Source organism: Veillonella parvula (assembly GCF_945949885.1).
Taxonomy (GTDB): domain Bacteria; phylum Bacillota; class Negativicutes; order Veillonellales; family Veillonellaceae; genus Veillonella; species Veillonella parvula_B.
In genome coordinates, this window is record NZ_CAMFFZ010000001.1 from 63,416 (window position 1) to 85,407 (window position 21,992).

Annotated in this window: 22 protein-coding genes and 5 tRNA genes; 1 reads left to right on the forward strand and 26 read right to left on the reverse strand. The window is 37.4% G+C overall.

Annotated elements, in window-relative coordinates; all coding sequences use genetic code 11:
• Window positions 1-49: 49 nt before the first annotated feature.
• The 7 genes from Q7O55_RS00315 to Q7O55_RS00345 are packed head-to-tail and all read right to left on the reverse strand — an operon-like array spanning window position 50 to window position 6,465.
• Window positions 50-1,948 (reverse strand): bifunctional 4-hydroxy-3-methylbut-2-enyl diphosphate reductase/30S ribosomal protein S1, encoded by a 1,899-nt coding sequence (locus tag Q7O55_RS00315; protein ID WP_303927554.1) that lies wholly within the window; start codon window positions 1,946-1,948, stop codon window positions 50-52.
• A complete protein-coding gene (locus Q7O55_RS00320; RefSeq protein WP_303927556.1) occupies window positions 1,939-2,559 on the reverse strand; it encodes a 1-acyl-sn-glycerol-3-phosphate acyltransferase in 621 nt (206 codons plus the stop codon). Before Q7O55_RS00320 ends, Q7O55_RS00315 begins: the two co-directional genes overlap by 10 nt.
• On the reverse strand, window positions 2,552-3,235 hold the full coding sequence (gene cmk / locus Q7O55_RS00325) for a (d)CMP kinase (RefSeq protein ID WP_295814062.1): 684 nt from the start codon (window positions 3,233-3,235) through the stop codon (window positions 2,552-2,554). The genes Q7O55_RS00320 and cmk overlap by 8 nt, the downstream gene beginning before the upstream one ends.
• An 8-nt stretch (window positions 3,236-3,243) precedes the next feature.
• Complete coding sequence (locus Q7O55_RS00330) at window positions 3,244-4,491, reverse strand: NAD(P)/FAD-dependent oxidoreductase (protein WP_303927560.1); 1,248 nt, start codon at window positions 4,489-4,491, stop codon at window positions 3,244-3,246.
• A complete protein-coding gene (locus Q7O55_RS00335) occupies window positions 4,488-5,216 on the reverse strand; it encodes a pseudouridine synthase (RefSeq protein ID WP_303927561.1) in 729 nt (242 codons plus the stop codon). Before Q7O55_RS00335 ends, Q7O55_RS00330 begins: the two co-directional genes overlap by 4 nt.
• Window position 5,217: 1 nt before the next feature.
• A complete protein-coding gene (scpB, locus tag Q7O55_RS00340; RefSeq protein ID WP_118091451.1) occupies window positions 5,218-5,727 on the reverse strand; it encodes an SMC-Scp complex subunit ScpB in 510 nt (169 codons plus the stop codon).
• Window positions 5,728-5,754: 27 nt separating this feature from the next.
• Entirely contained in the window at window positions 5,755-6,465 is a 711-nt protein-coding gene (locus tag Q7O55_RS00345; protein ID WP_118091452.1) for a ScpA family protein, read from the reverse strand.
• 169 nt (window positions 6,466-6,634) lie between these two features.
• On the opposite strand from Q7O55_RS00345, the gene Q7O55_RS00350 reads away from it, so the two are divergent.
• Window positions 6,635-8,467 carry a phosphoethanolamine transferase gene (locus Q7O55_RS00350; protein WP_303927564.1) on the forward strand — a complete coding sequence of 611 codons (1,833 nt, stop codon included), beginning with the start codon at window positions 6,635-6,637 and terminating at the stop codon, window positions 8,465-8,467.
• A gap of 94 nt (window positions 8,468-8,561) precedes the next feature.
• Here Q7O55_RS00350 and Q7O55_RS00355 read toward each other — a convergent pair whose 3' ends face one another.
• From Q7O55_RS00355 to Q7O55_RS00445, 19 genes are all read right to left on the reverse strand, one after another.
• Complete coding sequence (locus Q7O55_RS00355; protein ID WP_303927565.1) at window positions 8,562-9,017, reverse strand: DUF523 domain-containing protein; 456 nt, start codon at window positions 9,015-9,017, stop codon at window positions 8,562-8,564.
• Window positions 9,018-9,123: 106 nt separating this feature from the next.
• Window positions 9,124-9,212 (reverse strand) — tRNA-Leu (locus Q7O55_RS00360).
• Between the two features lie 14 nt (window positions 9,213-9,226).
• Window positions 9,227-9,301, reverse strand: a tRNA-Cys gene (locus tag Q7O55_RS00365).
• 9 nt (window positions 9,302-9,310) lie between these two features.
• Window positions 9,311-9,385, reverse strand: a tRNA-Gly gene (locus Q7O55_RS00370).
• Between the two features lie 7 nt (window positions 9,386-9,392).
• Window positions 9,393-9,468, reverse strand: a tRNA-Phe gene (locus tag Q7O55_RS00375).
• Window positions 9,469-9,473: 5 nt separating this feature from the next.
• Window positions 9,474-9,549: transfer RNA gene (locus Q7O55_RS00380), tRNA-Asp, on the reverse strand.
• 50 nt (window positions 9,550-9,599) lie between these two features.
• Complete coding sequence (locus tag Q7O55_RS00385; protein ID WP_303927566.1) at window positions 9,600-10,196, reverse strand: MBL fold metallo-hydrolase; 597 nt, start codon at window positions 10,194-10,196, stop codon at window positions 9,600-9,602.
• Window positions 10,197-10,211: 15 nt separating this feature from the next.
• Entirely contained in the window at window positions 10,212-11,699 is a 1,488-nt protein-coding gene (locus tag Q7O55_RS00390) for a TrkH family potassium uptake protein (protein ID WP_303927568.1), read from the reverse strand.
• A gap of 12 nt (window positions 11,700-11,711) precedes the next feature.
• Window positions 11,712-13,052 carry a Trk system potassium transporter TrkA gene (trkA, locus tag Q7O55_RS00395; RefSeq protein ID WP_118091457.1) on the reverse strand — a complete coding sequence of 447 codons (1,341 nt, stop codon included), beginning with the start codon at window positions 13,050-13,052 and terminating at the stop codon, window positions 11,712-11,714.
• Between the two features lie 5 nt (window positions 13,053-13,057).
• Window positions 13,058-13,966 carry a S1 RNA-binding domain-containing protein gene (locus Q7O55_RS00400; protein ID WP_004697457.1) on the reverse strand — a complete coding sequence of 303 codons (909 nt, stop codon included), beginning with the start codon at window positions 13,964-13,966 and terminating at the stop codon, window positions 13,058-13,060.
• 1 nt (window position 13,967) lies between these two features.
• Window positions 13,968-14,330, reverse strand: coding sequence for a ribosome silencing factor (rsfS, locus tag Q7O55_RS00405; protein ID WP_303927572.1), 363 nt, complete (start codon window positions 14,328-14,330; stop codon window positions 13,968-13,970).
• 16 nt (window positions 14,331-14,346) lie between these two features.
• Entirely contained in the window at window positions 14,347-15,468 is a 1,122-nt protein-coding gene (locus Q7O55_RS00410) for an LCP family protein (protein ID WP_295815001.1), read from the reverse strand.
• Window positions 15,469-15,480: 12 nt separating this feature from the next.
• On the reverse strand, window positions 15,481-16,050 hold the full coding sequence (yqeK, locus tag Q7O55_RS00415) for a bis(5'-nucleosyl)-tetraphosphatase (symmetrical) YqeK (protein ID WP_118091476.1): 570 nt from the start codon (window positions 16,048-16,050) through the stop codon (window positions 15,481-15,483).
• A 3-nt stretch (window positions 16,051-16,053) separates the two neighbouring features.
• Window positions 16,054-16,668: a nicotinate-nucleotide adenylyltransferase gene (gene nadD, locus Q7O55_RS00420; protein WP_303927575.1), complete on the reverse strand. Its 615-nt coding sequence runs from the start codon at window positions 16,666-16,668 to the stop codon at window positions 16,054-16,056.
• Window positions 16,669-16,807: 139 nt separating this feature from the next.
• Window positions 16,808-18,067 carry a glutamate-5-semialdehyde dehydrogenase gene (locus tag Q7O55_RS00425; RefSeq protein WP_303927577.1) on the reverse strand — a complete coding sequence of 420 codons (1,260 nt, stop codon included), beginning with the start codon at window positions 18,065-18,067 and terminating at the stop codon, window positions 16,808-16,810.
• A 9-nt stretch (window positions 18,068-18,076) separates the two neighbouring features.
• Window positions 18,077-19,198: a glutamate 5-kinase gene (gene proB / locus Q7O55_RS00430; RefSeq protein ID WP_303927579.1), complete on the reverse strand. Its 1,122-nt coding sequence runs from the start codon at window positions 19,196-19,198 to the stop codon at window positions 18,077-18,079.
• 72 nt (window positions 19,199-19,270) lie between these two features.
• Window positions 19,271-19,555 carry a ribosome assembly RNA-binding protein YhbY gene (gene yhbY, locus Q7O55_RS00435; protein ID WP_303927580.1) on the reverse strand — a complete coding sequence of 95 codons (285 nt, stop codon included), beginning with the start codon at window positions 19,553-19,555 and terminating at the stop codon, window positions 19,271-19,273.
• Window positions 19,556-19,563: 8 nt separating this feature from the next.
• Window positions 19,564-20,835, reverse strand: coding sequence for a GTPase ObgE (gene obgE / locus Q7O55_RS00440; RefSeq protein ID WP_303927581.1), 1,272 nt, complete (start codon window positions 20,833-20,835; stop codon window positions 19,564-19,566).
• A gap of 17 nt (window positions 20,836-20,852) precedes the next feature.
• On the reverse strand, window positions 20,853-21,992 hold the full coding sequence (locus Q7O55_RS00445) for a S41 family peptidase (protein WP_303927583.1): 1,140 nt from the start codon (window positions 21,990-21,992) through the stop codon (window positions 20,853-20,855).

Genomic DNA, 21,992 nt, shown 5'->3' on the forward strand with positions numbered 1-21,992 from the left:
AAAAAGGCTAACCAAGGAAACCTTGGCTAGCCTTTTATTAGACAATGAATTATTCAGCGTCTTCTGCAGTTTCTTTTGATTCCATCAACTCAGTCAAAGCCAAACCCAATTTCTTTTCATCTTTGTTAAGAGAAATGATTTTGACTTCAACTTCTTGACCACGGTTCAAGTAATCTTCAACTTTCGCATTACGTTGTTTTGTAATTTGGGAAATGTGAAGTAAACCTTGGATGTCGTCATTAACAGCTACGAATGCACCGTAAGCTACTAAACGAACAACTTTGCCATTAATAACATCGCCAACATGCAATGTTTCTTCAGCAACGTCCCATGGGCTCTTAGATAAAGCTTTTAAGGACAAGGATAATTTATTGCTTTCAGCGTCGAAGGATTGTAATTTAACTTCGATTTCTTGACCAACGGAAAGAACATCTTCCACTTTTTTAATTTTTTGCCAAGAAATATCGGAAATGTGAAGTAAACCTTCAATACCGCCGATATCTACGAATGCACCATAAGGCATGATTTTACGAACAATACCTTTATAGTTCTCGCCAACGTTAATGTTTTTCAATGCTTCAGCTAATTTAGCTTGACGTTCCACTTCCAATACTGCACGACGGGAAAGAACCAAACGGTTTTTCTTTTCATCAATTTCAAGTACTTTAGCTTCAAATTCTGTACCAACCAAGTTGTCCAAGGATTTCACGAAATGAACATCACCTTGGGACAATGGAATGAAACCACGAAGGGATTTAACTGTTACTACTAAACCTGCTGGAATAGCATCAATACCTTTACATACGATAGCTTCATCTTTTTCTTGTGCTTCGATAACATATTGCCAATCTTCATCTTTAGCCAAGCGAGTCATGGAAAGATAAATAGGATTATCTTCTTTGATGTGATTCATGATAACTGCTTTAATTTCATCACCATTTTTTAACACATCTTTGGCAGATTCTGGTGCTGGATAAGAAATTTCAGTTCTGTTCAAAATGGCTTCAGTTTTGTAGCCAAAAGATACGTAAGCTCGTTCATCTTCGACTTGAACTACTGTACCTTCTACAACATTCCCTTTCTTAAATTCTTCTTGACCTTCGGCTGCTAATAATTCTGCAAAATCTTTCATTGTCTCAATGACCTCCTTAATAATCCAGTCGGGAGTCGATGCTCCTGCTGTTACTCCTACCGTCTGTACTCGGTTAAACCATTCCAGTTGTAATTCAGTAGAAGTTTCAATGTGATACGTTGTACATCCAACGTCACGACAAACCTCTGCCAATCGGTTCGTATTGCCGCTGTTCTTACCACCTATCACTATCATAAGATCTACATTACGTGCTAAATCAACGGCAGAATTCTGTCGTTCTTGCGTTGCATTGCATATCGTTTTGAAAACCTTAAGATTCTTAGATTTTTTCTCTAATATGTCTATTATACTGTTAAATTTGAATTGTGAAAAGGTTGTTTGTACAACAACGCCCATTTTTTCCACAACTTGTAGTTTTTGGGCGGAATCTTCATCTTCGATGATTATTCCTTCGTTATTTGCCCATAAATTAATGCTTTTTACCTCAGGATGGTTTTTTTCTCCTAAAATCACTAAAGTCATACCTTCATCTATAACAGACTTTGCATCTTGCTGTGCCTTTTTTACATGTGGACATGTAGCATCCACAATATGTAATCCCTTTTCTTCTGCCTCTTGATAAATAGCAGGGCCTACACCATGAGAGCGAATAATCATTGTACCTTCAGCGATATCAGACACTTCTTGAACTGGACTTACTCCTTTGTCTTCAAGACGACCTACAACTTGAGGATTATGAATAATCGGCCCTAATGTATAGCTTTTACCATCGTTATTTGCAGCTTCATTTGCCATTTCAACAGCCCGTTTTACACCATAGCAAAAACCATGGTTTTCAGCCAAAATTATTTCCATAAAATCTCCTCTATACAATTGTTATGATAAGAATCTATCATTCGTTGGATTTCACTTTTAACACTATCATTTACTTTTTGAATTGCTTCTGGAGTCGCTTTAGCTTTTTCAACTGGAATTGGTTTACCAATAATACAAGCTACTTTATTACGTTCCATATTGTGAGAGCCAATGATAGCAACAGGCACTATGCTAACCTCTGTTCTAAGAGCAATTGATGCTGCACCATCATGAAATTTACCAAGCTTACCACTTTTTTGACGGTTACCTTCTGCAAATATGCCTAAAACCTTATTATCTTTAAGTAGTCCCATGGCATGACGAATAGCAACTTTATCAATAGCACCACGATTTAACGGAAATGCACCAAGCCATGTACAAAAAAAACGCGAAATAGGATTCACAAATAATTCTTGTTTAGCCATAAAGTGTACATGTCTAGGCAAAGCATAGCCACAGATAGGGGGATCATTATTACTTAAATGATTAGGCACCACGATAACAGGTCCTTCCATTGGAAAATTATCACGACCATATACTTTCAGCCCATACCCTACCTTATAGCGAAGCCAAAAAGCGGTACGCCATAACCAGGTTGAAAATTTATTCATGATTGATTGTCTCCTGCACTAAATTCAATATATATGCCACAGTTTCATCGAAATTCATATTACTAGAGTCTACAACGACTGCATCTTCAACGCATACAAGTGGAGATTCTTCACGATTTTTATCCATTTCATCACGACTTTCTACGTTCTTTTTAATTTCTTCTAATGTTTGCTCGTTTGGTGTACCTTGTACTTCAAGCCATCTACGTTTTGCTCGCGCATCAACAGAAGCAGTTAAATAGATTTTTAACTCTGCATCTGGTAATACAACGGAGCCTATGTCTCGACCATCTAATATAACGCCCCCAACAGCAGCCATCGCCTGTTGACGTTCTACCAAATATTGTCGAACCCCTTTATATGACGCTATAGTCGATACATTATCATTAATTTGTTGTTGGCGAATTAATGATGTTACATCTTTATCTTTAACATAGATTTTACATGCTGTTGCAGTGGGCTCTAAGGTCAAATTTAAAGATGGTAATAAAGCTTCTATAGCAGCTTGATCTTTAACATCGATTTGACTATTAAGAACTGCCCATGTAACACCGCGATACATGGCACCTGTATCAATATATAAATACCCTAATTCATTGGCCACTACTTTAGAAATACTACTTTTACCAGCCCCTGCAGGACCATCAATAGCAATGGCAATTTTTTTAGTGCTCATAATAACCTCTATTCTTCATCACCGTGTACGGCATGCATGGCCGCCACATAGCCTGTGGAAAAGGCAGCTTGTAAATTATAGCCTCCTGTAAAAGCATCAATGTCTAGTACTTCGCCCGCACCATATAAACCACCAATCAATTTAGACTCCATAGTTTTAGGATTAAATTCTTTTAAGGAAATACCACCGGCTGTAACAATAGCTTCCGCTACAGGTCGTAATTCCTTAACAGTTAATGTCATATGTTGCAACACATGACATAAGCGCAAACGCTCCTCCTTTGTAATTTGATTAATCGGTTTAGTCGGATTTAACTCAGCAAGCTTTATAACAATTGGAATAAGATTTACAGGTAGTAAATCCTTCATCCCATTAGCCAATTGTTTTTTAGAATATAAATCAAAATCTTTTTGCAAGCGCTTATCCAGTACTTCTGCAGTTAAAGCAGGCTTAAGATTAATTTCAATAGCAATTTGAGGATTTTTCTTACGAAGCAACTTACCTATCGTGTGACTTAACGATAAGATTGTAGGGCCCGTAAGACCAAAATGAGTAAACATCATTTCCCCAAATTGTTTAGCTTGTACCTTATTTTTAGAAACAACCGATACCTCAACATTACGAAGACTAAGCCCCATAACTTCCTTTACCCACGTTTCGTTTGTAACAATAGGTATCAAGGATGGACGAATATCAGTAATAGTATGTCCCACTTTTTCGGCTAAAACGTAACCATCACCAGTAGAACCTGTCAATGGGTAAGATGCACCACCAGTACAAATAATAGCAGCATCACAGGCATATTGTTCCTTATCCGTTGTAACACCAACTACACGATTATCCTGTACCGTAATCGATGTAACAGGTTCATTTAAATTAACTTGGATATTATACTTTTTAAGGATTTTCATAAAGATATTGCGTACTTCTAATGCAGAATCGGATTCAGGAAATACTCGTCCCCCACGTTCTACTTTAGTTTTTAACCCCCAACTATGCAATAAGTCCAGAAGATCTTCATTACTAAAGCGTTCATAGGCACCGTACAAGAACTTACCATTACCATGAGTATTTTTTATAAATTCGGCCATATCTGCACTATTCGTAATATTACATCGACCTTTACCGGTAATGCCCATTTTCTTACCAACCATATTCATTTTTTCTAATAAGATGACTCGTGCTTCTTCACGGCCTGCTATAACAGCTGCCATTAGACCTGCCGCGCCACCGCCAATGACTATGATTTGTTTCATACCTTATCTGTCCCCAATGCTTTTAGCGCTTTTACTTCACGAATTGTTAGTTGACGAGAAGCACCACGTTTTACACCACCTAAAGTAAGACCAGCATAAGCAATGCGTTTTAAATTATGAATACGGTAGCCAAAGTGTTCAAACATACGGCGAACTTGACGATTGCGACCTTCATGGATTGTAATCTCCACTTCGTGCACACCATTATGATCATCAAAGCCTAAATCTACAATTGTTGCAGGCGCAGTCATACCATCTTCGAGCTCTACACCATTTGCAATAATTTGTAAATCTTCATCGCGAACACGTCCTTTGATACGAACTTCATAAGTCTTTTCCACGCCTTTAGATGGGTGCGTTAGATTTTGTGCCAACTCTCCATCATTCGTAAGCAGTAATAAACCTTCTGTATATAAATCGAGACGACCAATAGGATAAATTCGTTTTGTTTCATTTTTTATATAATCTAAAACCGTTTCTCGACCTTGAGGGTCAGACACAGATGTAATGACACCCTTTGGCTTATTTAACAAATAATATACTGGCTTCTCTTGAGTCAATAATTGCCCATTAACCTTAACGTTATCTTTTTGTGGATTAATTTTGACCCCTAATTCGGTTACCTTGCTACCATTGACCTGTACTTTACCTTCTGTAATTAGTTCTTCTGCCTTACGCCGTGATGCAATACCACAACTGGCAATATATTTTTGTAATCGTTCCATGTTATCCTTCTGTTTCCGAAACTTCTTGATGTAAGGCTTCTATCGATTCTACACCAGCACTTCTCAAAAATTCATCAGTCGTGCCATATAGAATCGGTCTACCTACAGTATCCTTATGACCTAATTCAGCTATAAGAGATCTAGACAATAATTGTTTTATAATTTTATCGCTATTTACACCGCGAACCTCTTCGATTTCAGCCTTTGTAATAGGCTGCTTATAGGCGATAACAGCTAATGTTTCCATTGCTGCATTAGATAATTTATCTTCTCTCTTCCGAATATGACCAACATAATCAGCACATTCAACAGCGCTTACTAATTCAATACCGGCTCCAGATATACGTATTCGAATACCTCGATTCTGTTCTTCTAGTTCTCGTTGTAATTCTTCTATATATTTTTGTATTTCCTCTATGGAAAGCCCAAACACTTCTGATAACATATCTATCGATATAGGCTTTGCCGCTGAAAACAAAACGGCTTCTAAATGCATCGTTGGTAAGCTCATATAGCCCCCTTTCTACACAGCTCTCTCCTAGGTAGCAGTGAATATAATGTCATCATCTTCATAACGCATTTCCATAACTTGTTGTTTTAATAATTCTAGAACAGCCATAAAGATGGTTACCATACCACTTTTCGTTTCAATTGCTACTAATAACTCCCTAAAATATAGACATTCGCCACGATGTATACGACTAGACAAGGATATAATCATGTCCTCTAAACTATACGTATCCTTTTCAACCTTTACCTCACGAATCATCTCTTCTTCTGGTACCTCTTTAGCTCGTTTTATAGTTTGATAAAAGATTTGATATAACTGTGAAAGTTCCAAATTATATACACTATCTAATCCAAGTACACTCGTTTCTTCAGGACGACTAAATATGTTTGCAGATACAGCGGTACGCTCCATTAATAGAGATGTAATATCCTTAATTTTCTTAAATTCTACTAATTTTGCTACCAACTCATCACGTGGATCCTCTGCTTCATCAGGCTCAGGTTCAGCCTTAGGTAACAGCATGCGTGATTTAATCTGTAATAAGGTAGATGCCATAACAAGAAACTCACTACTATAATGAATATCAAAATGGTTCCAATTGTCTAGATATTCCAAGTATTGACTTGTTATTTCAACGATAGGAATATCGGTGATTTCTATTTTATGTTTTTCAATGAGATGCAAGAGCAAATCAAGGGGACCTTCAAAAACGTCCAACTTGTAATTATAATCTCCCATAAACCCCAATCCTCAGAAAAAATGTACTTTAACTATATAATTATAAAGCATATATAGTAGTACTTTCAAATAATTGTTTTTTTTATACTCATCTGCTATCTTTATTATTGTAATTATTATATATTATAAAAGATATGTTATTGTGTATTCCTTTTAGAGAGGATTTATTATGTCATCGAGTGTGAAGCAAATTGGGCAAAATCCCATTTTTCGCTTTGGTATTATAGGTATTGTTTTATATATCGTTTTATTTTTGATTTATGAGCCCATAACCTTAGGACTTGATGTAGAAGATATTACGATTTTAGCAGTACCAACAATTGTAGGTACCTTTTTATTTCAATATTTTATGGGGTGTACCGTTTTCCACAGGCCTTTTTTAGGGTATGGCCTAGTTGGAATCTTATGGGCACTTACCTTTCCGCTTTTATTCCACTGGTCTTATGTAAAGCCGCTATATTTCTATGAATTTGCTAATGATTTTTTATTTGGCTTATTGATCTTCATGGGATTATCAGGCATTCAGTTTTTACTGAACCAAACAAACTGTTTCCATAAGACAACGTCCTTGATCATGGCTATTATTTCCATGATTTTAAGCTTAATACCATTCTTACAAATCAGCTATTACATGACTACCTGGCATTGCTTAACGCCAGCCAGTCTGCTCGCCGTATATATGACCAATCCAGAAGAAGCATTTGGTTTTTTAAAGAATGCAGCTGGTATACCTGGTCTTATAGCAGTGAGTATTGGTCTTATCTTATGGACTTATTTATTGTACTGGTCTAACTTAGGAATGAAAGCAGTAGTAAACTTAAATACTACACGTCCTATGCGGTCAGCTATGCTCATCGCATCCCTTGTAGCTTTTTTAGTATATGTACCATTCTTCTTGTTCCCTCAAACCTGTATTGTAGCGAACTGGATTGCTACAGGCGATTATGTAAAACAAATGCAACAATATAATGATAATCACCACTTAGTATTTGATTCCTTTAATTTAGACACAAAGGAAACGGCGGTGAACAAAACACCTGGTACTATTATTCTAGTCATTGGCGAATCTAGTTCTCGAGATTATATGAAAGTATATAATCCAAACTTCCCATATGACGACACTCCATGGCAAGGCAATATGCGTTCGGACAATAAAGACTTTATCTTCTTTGATAATGCCTATTCATCCTACGTACAAACAATACCAACCTTGGAGCGTGCACTATCTGAACGAAACCAATACGATGATAAACCATTTCTTGATTCAGCCAATATCTTAGATATTGCTAAAAAAGCGGGATACACGACTTCTTGGTTTAGCAATCAAGGTGTATTCGGTGAATATGATACAGCTATTTCATTAATGGCTAAAACTGCAGACACAACAAAATGGGCCCATGAATCTTATGCATTCTCAGATCGATATGATGAAGCTCTATTGCCATTATTAGAAACTGTAGATCCTACCAAGAACAACTTTATCGTTATACATATTATGGGTAGTCATATTTATTACAATGATCGTTACCCGCATGAATTTAGCAAGTGGAAACAAGGTCCGTATCCTGATGGTCAAGAAGCATATGCTAACAGCCAATTATACACAGACTGGTTATTACAACAAATTTACAATTATGGCAAAGACAAATTAAACTTACAAGCTATGGTGTATTTCTCCGATCACGGTGAAAGTTTAGACAAATCCCATAACCCTGATACATTTGATTTTGTTATGACACATATTCCATTCTGGGTATACCTATCTCCACAATATCGCTCAACTTATCCTCAAACTGCTGAGGTGCTTGCTAAACACGAGCATCAATTCTTTACTAATGATTTGCTATACGATACATTAGTAGGTCTCATGCATGCTCCAAGTCAACGATATGATACAACAAGAGATTTTAGTAATGCTCAATATCGATTTAATCTACATAACTTAACTACATTACTTGGTGAACAGCCATTAGCAAATGATCCTGTTAATGCAGGCAAGTAGTCTTTAATTAATATTGTAGTCATTATTTTTCTATTGTATTAAGTTATTTTAATAGTAAAACTACTTAATATAACCAAAAAGAGATGAGTTTAACTCATCTCTTTTTTTCTGCAAGTAATAACTCTATATCATTTTCCGTATAAATTCTTACATTCTTTTCTAGTAGAGCCTCTACAGTACATCCATGACCATTTTTCAATGTTCTAGTAAAAGTTCCATCATAAATGCGCTTATATCCACAGCTAGGACTTTTCGCCTTCATCAAAGCTTGCTTGCAACCATATTTTAGTGCAATACCAACTGTTAATTGAGCACCTCTTACAAACTCATCTGTAACATCAGCTCCATTAGCAGTACATATACATTTACCTTGCCGTTCCGCAAGATCACGAGGCGTACTAAGTCCCCCTAACACTTCCGGACATACTGGTACTAATTCATAATATTCCTTTAGAGCCTCTATAGTTTCTATATAATTATCTTTGCCATCATATCGACAAGGTACACCAAATAGGCATTCACTAATTAATAACTTAGATTTCTTATTCATAGCTTTATCTATCTCTTATATATTTATGCGTAACTTATAGTAATAATTTTCACAAATCGTTTTAATTGTATATAAGAAAAAAGACTAACCTAAAGTTAGTCTTAATTGGTGCCGAGGACCGGAATCGAACCGGTACGGTTGTTTCCAACCGACGGATTTTAAGTCCGTTGCGTCTGCCTGTTCCGCCACCCCGGCATGGGTAACGATTGTGGAGGCGGCACCCAGAATCGAACTGGGGAATAAAGGTTTTGCAGACCTCTGCCTTACCGCTTGGCTATGCCGCCATATAAAATTGGAGCGGGAAACGAGATTCGAACTCGCGACCCCCGCCTTGGCAAGGCGGTGCTCTACCGCTGAGCTATTCCCGCATGTAAATGGTGCCTCAGGACAGAATCGAACTGTCGACACACGGATTTTCAGTCCGTTGCTCTACCAACTGAGCTACCGAGGCATAAATGGCGACCCCGATCAGATTTGAACTGACGATCTTCGCCGTGACAGGGCGACATGTTAACCGCTACACCACGGGGCCGTAACCAAAGTACTTGCTTAGTATATCGGTTATCAGGACTTTTGTCAACACTATACTACAATATTTTTAATAAATTCTTCCTCATTTTTTAATATGGTAGATTCCCTATGTCCTGGCTCAACAATCAAATCCTTGGATAAGGTTAAAAGATATTTCAAACTCTTAAACAAATCAGCTGGATCACTTTTATAATTATCTGTATTTCCCACATTTTGCTTAAATAAGGTATCACCAGTAAATAGATGCCCTTCAATTTCTAAACAAATCGATCCCGCACTATGCCCAGGTGTATGATGAACTAATATATTAAAAGGATCTAAATTTAATTGCCCCTCTACTAAATCATTACAATGTGTATACATTTTTTTCTTATATACACTTGGTCTCCGTCGAATTAACTGTAACAATTCTTGATCTAAAGGATGTAAATAAGCGGGAATATTATAATGTGTACATACTTCATCCAAGGCTGACACATGATCACAATGACCATGTGTCAATAAAACTGCTATGGGTTCAGAATCTGCAACCATATCAATAATGTGGTTACAATGAAAACCCGGATCAATGATTATAGATTTTCCCTCTTTGATAAGCACATAACAATTTGCTTTATAAAGCCCTAGAGGACGTTTTATAACTTCCATATAGTTCCCGCCCTCCTATAGAATACGATATCGTTTGGGAACCTCTTTTTTTATAAAATACCCTTCCCAAAACTGAGGGTGAAGCATAACTAAAATCGTAAATAACTCCAAACGGCCTAATAACATGTCTACAATAGCAATACATTTAGCAGTATCCGGCATAACACTAAAGGAATCAGTAGGACCAAAACCACCAAACCCTAGTCCTACATTGCTAAGAAAAGCCGTAACCACTTGCATAGAATCATATGTATTGAGTCCCGTGCAAGTCATTAGAAAAACAGATACCACATAAATCATTAAATATAAAAATAAAAATTGCTGTGTCATCTGAATCCATTTAGTAGGCATCGGTTTTCCATTAATACGTACTACTTGAACCATATCAGGATGAATTGATTTTCGCAAATAAATTATAGAACTCTTAATCAAAATAATAAGTCGTATAATTTTTACACCACCCGTTGTAGAACCACTACAACCACCAAAAAATGTACAAATAAATAGCATCATCTGTGCTGCAGCAGGCCACAAATCATAATCACTAATAGCAAAACCACTACCAGTTTGAAGAGAAACTAAATTAAAGGCAGCATTTCTAACAATTTCTAAAGGACTAGAATAGCTAGATTGTAATGCTAAAGATATTGATACAATGGCAATACCAATAAACACTACAAGCCAGTACATACGTGTTTCAAAATCATTAATTAAAACGCGAATTCCTTTTTGAAGTGCATTGTAATACACAGAGAAATTGCCACCAGCAAGGAACATAAAGAATATAAATACGAAACAAATATAATTACTTTGTTCATAAATAAAAGCCCCTGCTGATGTAGGTGCAAATCCTCCCGTAGCAATAATAGAAAAGGCATAGTTTAACGCATCAAAAGGTTCAATGCCTCCAGCCCACAGCATAAGAAAGCAAAGAGCAGTAAAAGCAATATACAACTGCCAAAGCTTGGTGGCCATTGATTGAATACGCGGCATTACAACACTAGGCTTTGGTACAGATGCCTCTGCATTAAAGAAATGTGCTGCATCTGCTCCTAAATTCTTTAAAAATGATAAGATAAGGACGATGATCCCCATCCCTCCAACCCAGTGCATAAGACCACGCCATAATACAAATGTATTTGGTAACTCATCAACACTATAAATAATAGTGGCACCAGTTGCAGTAATACCCGAAGTGGCTTCAAATAGAGCATCAAAAACATTCGTCAATATGCCACTCCCCAAAAAAGGCAAAGCCCCCAAAATAACCGTAAATATCCAAGTAGCGGATACAACTAAGAACCCGTCACGAATACTAAAGCTTTGACTTTCACAACCGTAATAAGACAAAAATGTCCCCAAAACTAAAGAAAGGCTTGTAGTTATAAGGAATGACCAATATGCAGTTTCAAATACGACACTATATATAAAAGGGATTAAAGTAAAAGCCCCAAATATATAGAGTAGTCGACCCACTAAGGACATAACGATTTGAATTCGCATAGCCCCTCCTTACTAAGTAAGATATTTAAGCAATTTGCTTACCGATTCAGGTAATGTAAAGAGAACGATATGATCACCATCTAAAATTTGAGTATTACCACGAGGTACGATAGCTTCATTTTCCCGTAAAATTACACCTACTAAGGCCTTCCCAGGTAAACGAATATCTTTTAATTGTTTACCTGCCACAGGTGATTCATTGGTAATTTCAATCTCAATAGATTCGGCTTTACCACCTTCAAAGGTGGAAATAGATACAACCCCTTCTCCACTTCGTACAAAGCGCAAAATTTGACTTGCTGTTAATAAACGTGGAGAAAATACAACATCAATACCTACTTGCTCCATCAGCATAATATATTCCGGCCGACCCACACGAACAACGGTCTTTTGGATACCCATATGCTTCCCTACAAGTGCTACAAGTAAGTTAAGTTTATCATCATCTGTTAGAGCAATAATTACATCGCTATCAGCAATTTCCTCAGCTTCGAGCAAATCAAAATCAGTACCATCCCCATTGATAACCATGGCTTTATCCACTTGATTTGCCAGTTTCTCACAACGGTCAAAGTCTTTTTCAATAACCTTCACAGAAAAACCAGCTTTTTCTAGTAATACAGTTAAGTTACGACCTAAGAGACCTGCCCCAATGATTACAGCCCGTTTATAGAATGTATTATAATTATGGAACCAAAGTTTCTCCACTTCAGAAACGGACTCTTTCAAACCTAGGAAAAATACACTATCATCAGCCTGTAAGCGACTTTCACCATGCGGAATAATCATTTCACCATAGCGTAAAATACCAACTAATAGAACACCTTCAGGAAAGCGAATTTCTTTTAGTGGCTGTTCTAATAGAGGAAATTCATTATTCAATTTGAATTCCATAAGGCGCACAGCACCCTGACCGAACTCCTCAACATCTATAGCTGATGGTGTTTCTAAAATTTGTAGTAACTCTTGAGCTGTAACCATTTCAGGATTGATGAAAAGATCAACACCTAATTGAGCTCGTATCTCCTCATCCATATGTTCCGCCACACTATTATCACGAACGCGTGCAATAGTCGTAGGCACACCTTTTATTTTAGCTACCGAACAGGATAGCATATTAACCTCATCTGAATCAGTAACAGCAATAAACATACCAACATCAGACATATCGATTTCATTCAATAATTGAACATCACTGCCATTCCCTAAAACTAGGCTAACATCTAATGTATTTTCAAGATTATGAATGCGTTCTGGTGAGCGATCGATAACATATACATCATGATCGTCTTGAATAAGACGTTGTGCTAATGAATAACCAACCTTACCAGCGCCTACAATGACAATTTTCATCGTCTTTATTCCTCATCTTGGGACTCATCACTAACAAGAGGTGTCCATTGGCGACCTATGTCGGTAAGCAATGTCCAACCATCCTCCTGAACAATTTTTTTCTCTTTCATTAAATGCCCTAAGGCACGTTTGAACGCAGCCTTACTAATATTGAACTTATCTTTAATCAACATCGCTGAAGACTCATCACTATATGGCATCTTTCCACCGCGATTTAAAAGATATTCCATAATAATATCACCGTCTGAAACAAGAGCTTTTTCCTTTGTAGGGCGCATAGATACATTGACACGACCATCATCGCGTTTGAAAGTAATACGACCTTCAATCATTTCCCCTACTTTTAACTTTCTCGTCATTTCAGAACGATGTAAAAAGGCAATCCAACGCTCAGGAGTGATAAAAAATGCCCCATCACTCGTTAAATTATAGATAGCACCTTTTACAAGTTGACCAACCGTAGCTTCAGTAGCAGCTTTAGAGGCACGACGCATTTCATCATCTACATCCATGGAGACCGCAAAACGGCCAGATTTATCTGTATAAAGACGAACCCATACCTTTTCCCCTACCTGAGGGCGACCACGCATCTCCGCATGAGGCATAAAGATACCACGTTCTGTGCCAACCTCAACGAAGCAACCAAAATTTGTCGTATTGATGACCTCAACATAACCAATTTGGCCAACCTTCATAGCTGGTAAACGCATAGAAGCAGTTAAACGCCCCTTTGGATCGCGATATAAAAATACTTCTACCTCATCTCCTATAGTAACTGGTGAAGTTTGTTGATCTTTATGAAGCAAAATATCATCATTTGTATTGCCTGTTTGACCATCTAGAAAAGCACCTTGGTCACTAGTACGCAATACTTTCAATGTGGCAATTGTATTTTCCAACAATTCTGTAGCCATATTATACTCCTTCAAATGGAACTCGACCAGCGTCATTCCACAATTCTTCTAAACCGTAGAATTCACGCAATTCATCACCACCAAAGACATGACAAATTATATCGCCAAAATCCAATAAGATCCATTCACCTTCACGATAACCTTCTCTATGCTGTACTGTTATACCTAATTCGGCTGCTTTATCTTCCATTTCATCAGCAATACTTTGAGATTGCTTACTATTATTTGCACTAACAATTAAGAAATAGTCACCTAACATTGAAATTCCATCTAAATCAAGAATCTCAATATCTCTGCCCTTTTTATCAAATGCAGCTTGTGCAAGTTCTAATACAATTTGTTTAATATCTTCTTTCTTTTTCATTATTTTGCCTCTTATCTTATCGCTTACTACCGCTCTCCTCACCTGGTTCTGTGGGCTTTGTAATAGTGCCACCATTATGTTCCGATTCAGGTGCAACTTTCGACATACTATTTGTTGGTGCAGATATAAATTGCGTCATTTCATTAGCTGGTAAATTACCCATTGTAATACCCACTAAACGTTGGGCTTCCGTAGGATTTACCTTCCAATAAGTCGTTTCACCTATAAGCTCTTTTTCACCAGGAAGAATATAGAAGTGGATCTCTTCCTTATTAATTTTGCTCGCATTATATACCAGTTTAATAGCATCTAAAGTGGAGATATTACTATCAAAATGCTCCCAAATACGCCAAATATGCCATGCATTTGTTATAAAAAATGCATTATGCTCTTGTTCCACCCACAACTTTAAAAATCGCTCTTGTCGTTGCACACGAGTAAAGGTATCGTGTTTAGGATCAGAATATCGTAAATATGCTAAGGCATTATTACTATCTAATGTTTGATAACCACGTCGTAAATCAATATCCTTATTGCCTTCTGCATCAACATGTTCCATCGGTTGCTCTACATAAATTTGTTGATTTCCTAACACATCATTAGTTTTCTTGAAAGCATCTTGATTAACTACCACGTAGTATGGTATTGAAATATGGAACATATCCTCAATAACAGCTTTAGTAAGCTCAATACCACCTTTTTCGTAAATACCATTTAACATGGTCGCATCTGTTTGGTCACGATTATCAATTTTACTATTACTTGGAATGCCAATAACATCCAAAGTTTTTTGATCAAGATTTACAGATAATAGGAATAAGCTATCACCTTGGCTAGGATTATTGTCATCAGTGCCAATAACCAAAATATATAGAGGTTTATCTAAACCTTTTTGCTCTACTGATACAGTATTTGCGTCCTGTTTATTTCCACTATCTGTCACAGCTTCAGTAACTTCAGTAGTTCCTACAATTGCTCTATATGCATATGATACGCCACTATATATGCCATATCCTATCCCACCGACCAGAGCCAAAACTACAACAATAGCCAAAATGACTCTAGGCCACTTTACAGATGACTTTTGTTGACGTCTTTTTCTACGTCGGCGAGCTCTTGCTCGTTCACGCTCGTCCATATAAAAACTCCATTATTTACAAGATTTTAATACATCATTACGACCAAGAATGGTCAAAGGATAAATAGAAAGATGTTGCTCAATAAGGTGATTAATAGTATTGTCAAAACCAAGCAATACAGCTCTATCGAGATTTTCTTTAGCTACCTTTCGAAGTTCATCAACACCTGGGAAATGACGATTGGGTTCAATATAATCTGCTAAGAATATAACTTTATCTAATGTGGACATCCCTACCTTACCAGTTGTATGAACGCGAATAGCTTCTAAAATTTCTGAATCGGTTATAGAAAACTCAAGTTTAGCTCGAATCATACCTGCTAATCCATGTAAAAGATTACCATTGGCTAATAATTCTTCATCAGCTTTGTAATTATTCTCCTTCACCAAATCTTGCATCTCTTTCAAAGGCATTTCTTTAGCACAATCATGTAGTAATGCCGCTAATCGTGCTTTTTCTACATCAACATTATAAAGTTTAGCCAACTGAGTTGCGGATTCAACAACACCCAGGGTATGCTTAAAACGTTTTTTCCCCATCCATTGACTTACCCTATGTTGTATTTCATCAAACGATAACATCATTTATTCCTTCCCATATATATGGTTTTCTTCTATATAATCCACTACACATTTAGGCAACATATAACGAACTGTCTTTCCAGACCGTAAGCGCTCTCGTAAATACGTAGCAGACAATTTCATTTCAGGCACTTCCATAACATGTATTTTTTCCCGTGCTTTAGCTCCTAATTCATCCAAAGTAGAATCAATAGCACTCGATCCATCTGGTCTAGTAGCTCCAATAAAATGAACCTCGTCTATCAGTTCATCTATAAATTTCCAAGTCGGTAATGCACGAATAGTATCAGTCCCTGCAATGAAGTAAAATTCAACAGTAGGACCATATAGTTTTTTAAAATATTGAATCGTATCAACGGTATACGAAGGGCCCTCTCGGCGTATCTCTACATCAGAAATTTCAAAATTGGGATTATCCAAAACTGCGGCCGCCGTCATAGCATAGCGATGATGACTATCAATCACATCATGTTGCTTATGTGGTGGAATACGAGCAGGTACAAAGATAACCTTTTCTAAATTAAAGCTCTCACAAGCCACTTCTGCAATCATTAGATGACCTAAATGAATGGGATTAAATGTTCCACCAATTATACCTATGCGACGTTTATCTACCATAATGCGGTCACTCCCTTAATGACAATGACACAAATAATGATGAATATGAGCAATGCTTTTATATAGGAAATCCATTCATATCGTCCCTTTGGTGTTTGAATGTATCTATAGTATGCTCTTACAAAATAATATAGTCTCTTCACGTCCGTACTTGACCTTCTCCAAATACAAAGTATTTATAAGATGTTAGAGCTTGTAAACCCATAGGACCTCGAGCATGAAGCTTTTGTGTACTAATACCGATTTCTGCTCCAAAGCCGAACTCAAAGCCATCTGTAAAACGTGTAGATGCATTATGGTATACAGTAGAACAATCTACTAAATTCATAAACACATTAGCTCGCATAGGTTCATCTGTAATAATAGCCTCAGAGTGATGAGTAGTATACCGATTCACATGTTCAATAGCTTCTTCAAGATTTTCAACGATACGCACATTTAAGTCCATATCATTGTATTCTGTGTTGAAAGAATCCTCTTCTAGAGGAATTGTGTTTTCCATATATTGAGCTACAGCTTCATCTCCGTGAATGCGAACACCGTATTCTTGTAGTGCTGTATCAAGACGTGGTAAAAAATCAGAAGCCACAGCATGATGAACTAACAGTGTTTCCATAGAGTTACACACAGATGGACGTTGAACTTTAGCATTGACTGCAATTTCTAAAGCCATCTCTAAATCAGCATATTCATCAACAAAAGTATGACATACACCGCTACCAGTTTCAATAACAGGAATGCTACTATCTTCTACAACACGACGAATAAGTCCAGCGCCACCACGTGGAATAATTACATCAATATATTCCCGTTGTTGTAAAAGTACACCAACCATATCTCGATCAAGCACCTCAACAAGTTGAATAGAGTCACCATTAATACCTAGGGACTCTAAGGTATTCCGCATGATAGACACGATGATTTGGTTCGTGTGGAATGCCTCTTTGCCACCGCGTAAAATTGTAACATTTGCAGTCTTTAAGCAAAGAACACCTGCATCTATGGTTACATTAGGACGGGCTTCAAAGATGATACCAATTACACCAAAAGGTACGGATCGCTTTTCAATAATCAAACCATTAGGGCGAGTAAACGTTTCTATAATGGAACCTACAGGACTTTCAAGAGCAGCCACTTGACGTACCCCATCTGCCATTTGAGCAATACGACTAGGTGTCAAGGTTAATCGATCTATCATAGTTTTAGGTATATTATAATCAACAGACTTTTCTAGGTCTAACTCATTAGCTGCCATAATTTCATCTGTGTGTGCTTCTACAGCATCAGCAATTGCTAATAATGCAGAGTCTAAAGTTTCTTGATCAAGTTGGGCTAATTCAAAAGATGCCGTTTTAGCTCTCTGGCCCATATCTTTACAGATTTCTTCATACTGGTTCATAGGATTTCCTCAGTGTAATAAAACTAAATTATTACGATGTACAACTTCATCATAAGTCGTATTAATACCTAGAATTTCGGCTATATCATTTGTATTGTGACCTTTAATCGCCTTCATATCATCAATACTATAATTGATAAGCCCGCGACCAATTTCTTTATGATTATAATAAATGGAAATTGTATCACCAGGTTCAAAAGTCCCCTCTACTTCAATAATACCAGCTGGCAAAATACTAGCCCCCTTATCTAAAACAGCCCGAGCGCAACCGTCATCAATCGTAATCGAGCCTTTTAATCGTTTACCAAAAGCCAACCAATGATGTTTACCAGATAAATTTGCATCACGGGCTTCAAAAAGTGTCCCAATTTGTTCCCCCTTACATACAAGCCGAACAGAATCCTCTACTTCACCTGAGGTTATAACCATTGGTACACCAGAATTTGTTGCCATATGAGCAGCTTTAATTTTTGTATACATACCACCCGTTCCCATATTAGAACCAGCACCACCGGCAATAGCATAAGTTTCATCGGTGATTTCAGAAACAGTTTCTATCAAAGTAGCATCTGGATTAGTGGCTGGGTTAGCCGTATATAAACCTTCAATATCTGACAAAATGATAAGTAAATCTGCATCTACAATACCTGCAACAGTGGCAGATAATGTATCGTTATCACCGATTTTAAATTCTTCGATAGCAACCACGTCATTTTCATTAATAATAGGAATAACGTTAAGTTGCAATAAAGTATGTAATGTATTTCGCAAGTTAAGATAACTATGGCGTCCAGTACTATCCTCTTTCGTTAAAAGAATTTGCCCTACGGTGCGACCATATTCTCGAAACATGCGCTCGTACATATGAATGAGAATACCTTGACCTACTGCAGCAGCTGCTTGCTTTAATACGAGATCTCTAGGTTTTTCCTTAAAGCCTAAGGGGGCAAGACCCGCACCAGTAGCACCAGAGGAAACAAGAATAATTTCTTTACCTTGGTTAGCCAAATCTGATAATTGGCGCACTAATCTTTCAATACGCTCCAAATTTAAATGTCCGTTAGTGTAACAAAGCGTACTGCTACCAACTTTGACTACAATTCGTTTTGCATTAACGATGGCGCTGCGCATAGACTCACCTCCTAAGGTTGAAATTCTCAACTACGATGTATACAAATTTATATGATCTACTAAATTATAAAATTATTTTGGCAAAATGATTTTAGGTTCTTTTTTAGCTTTATATAAAACACCATTAAAGCCAATCACTTGAACTAATTCAGCGCCAAGCATATCTGCTAAGTCTTGAAAAATTGTCTTATCTTCAGGACTATTATTATGTAATTTAACCTTAATAAGTTCGCGTGCTGTAATCGCTGCACGAACACTATCAATAACGCTATCCTCTAAACCATTTTTACCAATTTGGACAACTGGTGGTATTGTAGCCGCCAATGAACGTAAATACCGTTTTTGTTTTCCTGTCATTATTACTCCTACTCTTGGAAAGTAAAGCGTTGATCGCCGATTACAACTTCATCACCGTCTTTACAGCCTTTTTCCTTCAATTTTGCATCCATCTCCATAAAGCGCCAAATACGTTGGAATCTACGAAGAGATTGATCATCATCAAGATTTGTCATAGCTACTAATCGTTCAATACGTTTGCCTGTAATGTAGAAAGCAGCATCATCACCGCGAGTAATTAGAAACTCTACATCTTGTTTTGCTTCGTATACAACTGTATCATCAGTTGCTTCAGGCTCTGGCTCGTAGTTTTCTACATAGTAGTAAGCTCGTTCCATAAGCTCTGGCAAACCTTCACCACTTAAGGCGTTAATGAGAAATACCTCATAGCCTTTATCTTCAAAATATTTTTTTGTTTCTGGAATCGTCGTATCATCAAAGACCATATCAATCTTATTGAGAGCTACGATTTGTTTCTTATTAGCCAATTTCTCAGAGTATTTACGTAACTCTTCATTAATCGCATCAAAGTCGACCTTAGGGTCTCGACCTTCCATACCAGATACATCTAGAACATGAATTAAAATATTCGTACGTTCAACATGACGTAGGAAATTGTGACCTAAGCCCACACCTTCACTAGCCCCTTCAATAAGGCCTGGAATATCGGCTAAAACAAAGCTACGATCACCAGAAATTGTAACTACCCCGAGTACTGGTGTTAGTGTAGTAAAGTGATAGGCAGCCACCTCTGGTTGAGCCTTAGATACTTTTCGCAAAATACTAGATTTACCTACAGATGGATAACCTAATAAACCTACATCAGCTAATACTTTAAGCTCTAATTGTAACCAGAATTCTTCACCAGGTTCACCCTTTTCTGCAAAGGTTGGTGCACGGTTAGCACTCGTTTGGAAGCGAGCATTGCCACGGCCGCCACGACCACCTTTGGCAATAACAAAGGTATCGCCATCGTTGACAAGGTCGCAAAAGATTTTTCCTGTTTCCTCATCTTTAATTACAGTTCCCAATGGAACTGGAATGATAAGAGGATCGGAACCTCGACCGTGCTTATTAGAGCTTTCACCATTACCGCCAGCCGGTGCCTTAAACTGACGTTTATATCTAAAGTCTACAAGCGTATTAATATTCTTGTCAGCTTTAAAAACAACATCCGCTCCTTTACCACCATCACCACCACTAGGGCCGCCATTTGGCACGTATTTCTCTCGACGGAAGCTGGACATACCATCCCCACCGTCACCAGCTTTAACAAAGACGCGCGCTCTATCTATAAACATAATTTAACTCCTATGCATTATTGCTGTAATAGCTCTAATGCCTTTTTAATTTGAATATCATCTAATGTACTAGATGGATGTACACCTTTTGGTAAATCGATTTCTACATCAGGTTTAATACCTGTTCCATCAATAACACGATCACTTGGTGTGTGGTACTTAGCAATAGTTACTTTAATTCCTTCATCATCTAAACTAGGGAAAATAGTTTGAACGGTACCTTTACCATATGTATTAGTACCTACGATAGTGCCTAATTTACGTTCTTGAACAGCGCCTGCTATGATTTCTGATGCACTAGCAGAGCCCTTATTAACTAAAACAACCAACGGCATAGCTACATCAGGTCCATCTGACTTATAAGTGTCCTTTTTACCTGATCGATTTTGTACCGTTACGAGTGTACCTGGAGGCATAATATAGTTAGATATCTTTTCAGTAGTAGATAATAAGCCGCCTGGATTATCTCGTAAGTCCAAGACAAGGGCCTTCATACCTTGAGATTGAAGCTCTTTATATTGAGTGGCAAAATCTTCTGCGGTATTCTCTGCAAACTGACTAATACGAATATACCCAACTGTGCTAATTAGCATTTTACTTTTAACAGTAGGCAAAACAATGGATTCACGAGTGATATCAAAATGCAACTTTTCACCATTACGCTCAATATCAAGAGCTACAGTAGTACCTGCTTCGCCACGAATACGAGAAGATGCTTCCTCTACCGGAATTTCAGTAGTGGCTTGTCCATCGATAGCAATAATGTGGTCTCCAGGTTTAATTCCAGCTTTGAAAGCTGGTTGCTCTTCCATAACACTAACAGCATATAGACCTTTATCATCAGTACCAAGGACCATACCGACACCAGCATATGTTGCAGATGTTTGCATTTTCATGGACTTATATTCTTCTGCATTTAAATAAACACTATGCGGTTCTCCCAAAGAGTCAATTAACCCCTTTAGCATACCATCATAAAGGGTAGTTTTAGCCATAGGTGTCATAAAAACTTGACTCGCAGTATAATAGGCTATAAATAATCTTGGCAGACCCCAGAATGAACCGGAAAGGTACCAAAATGTAAGCCACATAATAACGATGCCAGCGCCTATATATTTCATTAGACTCCATAACACCGTACGTGTATCAAATTTCAT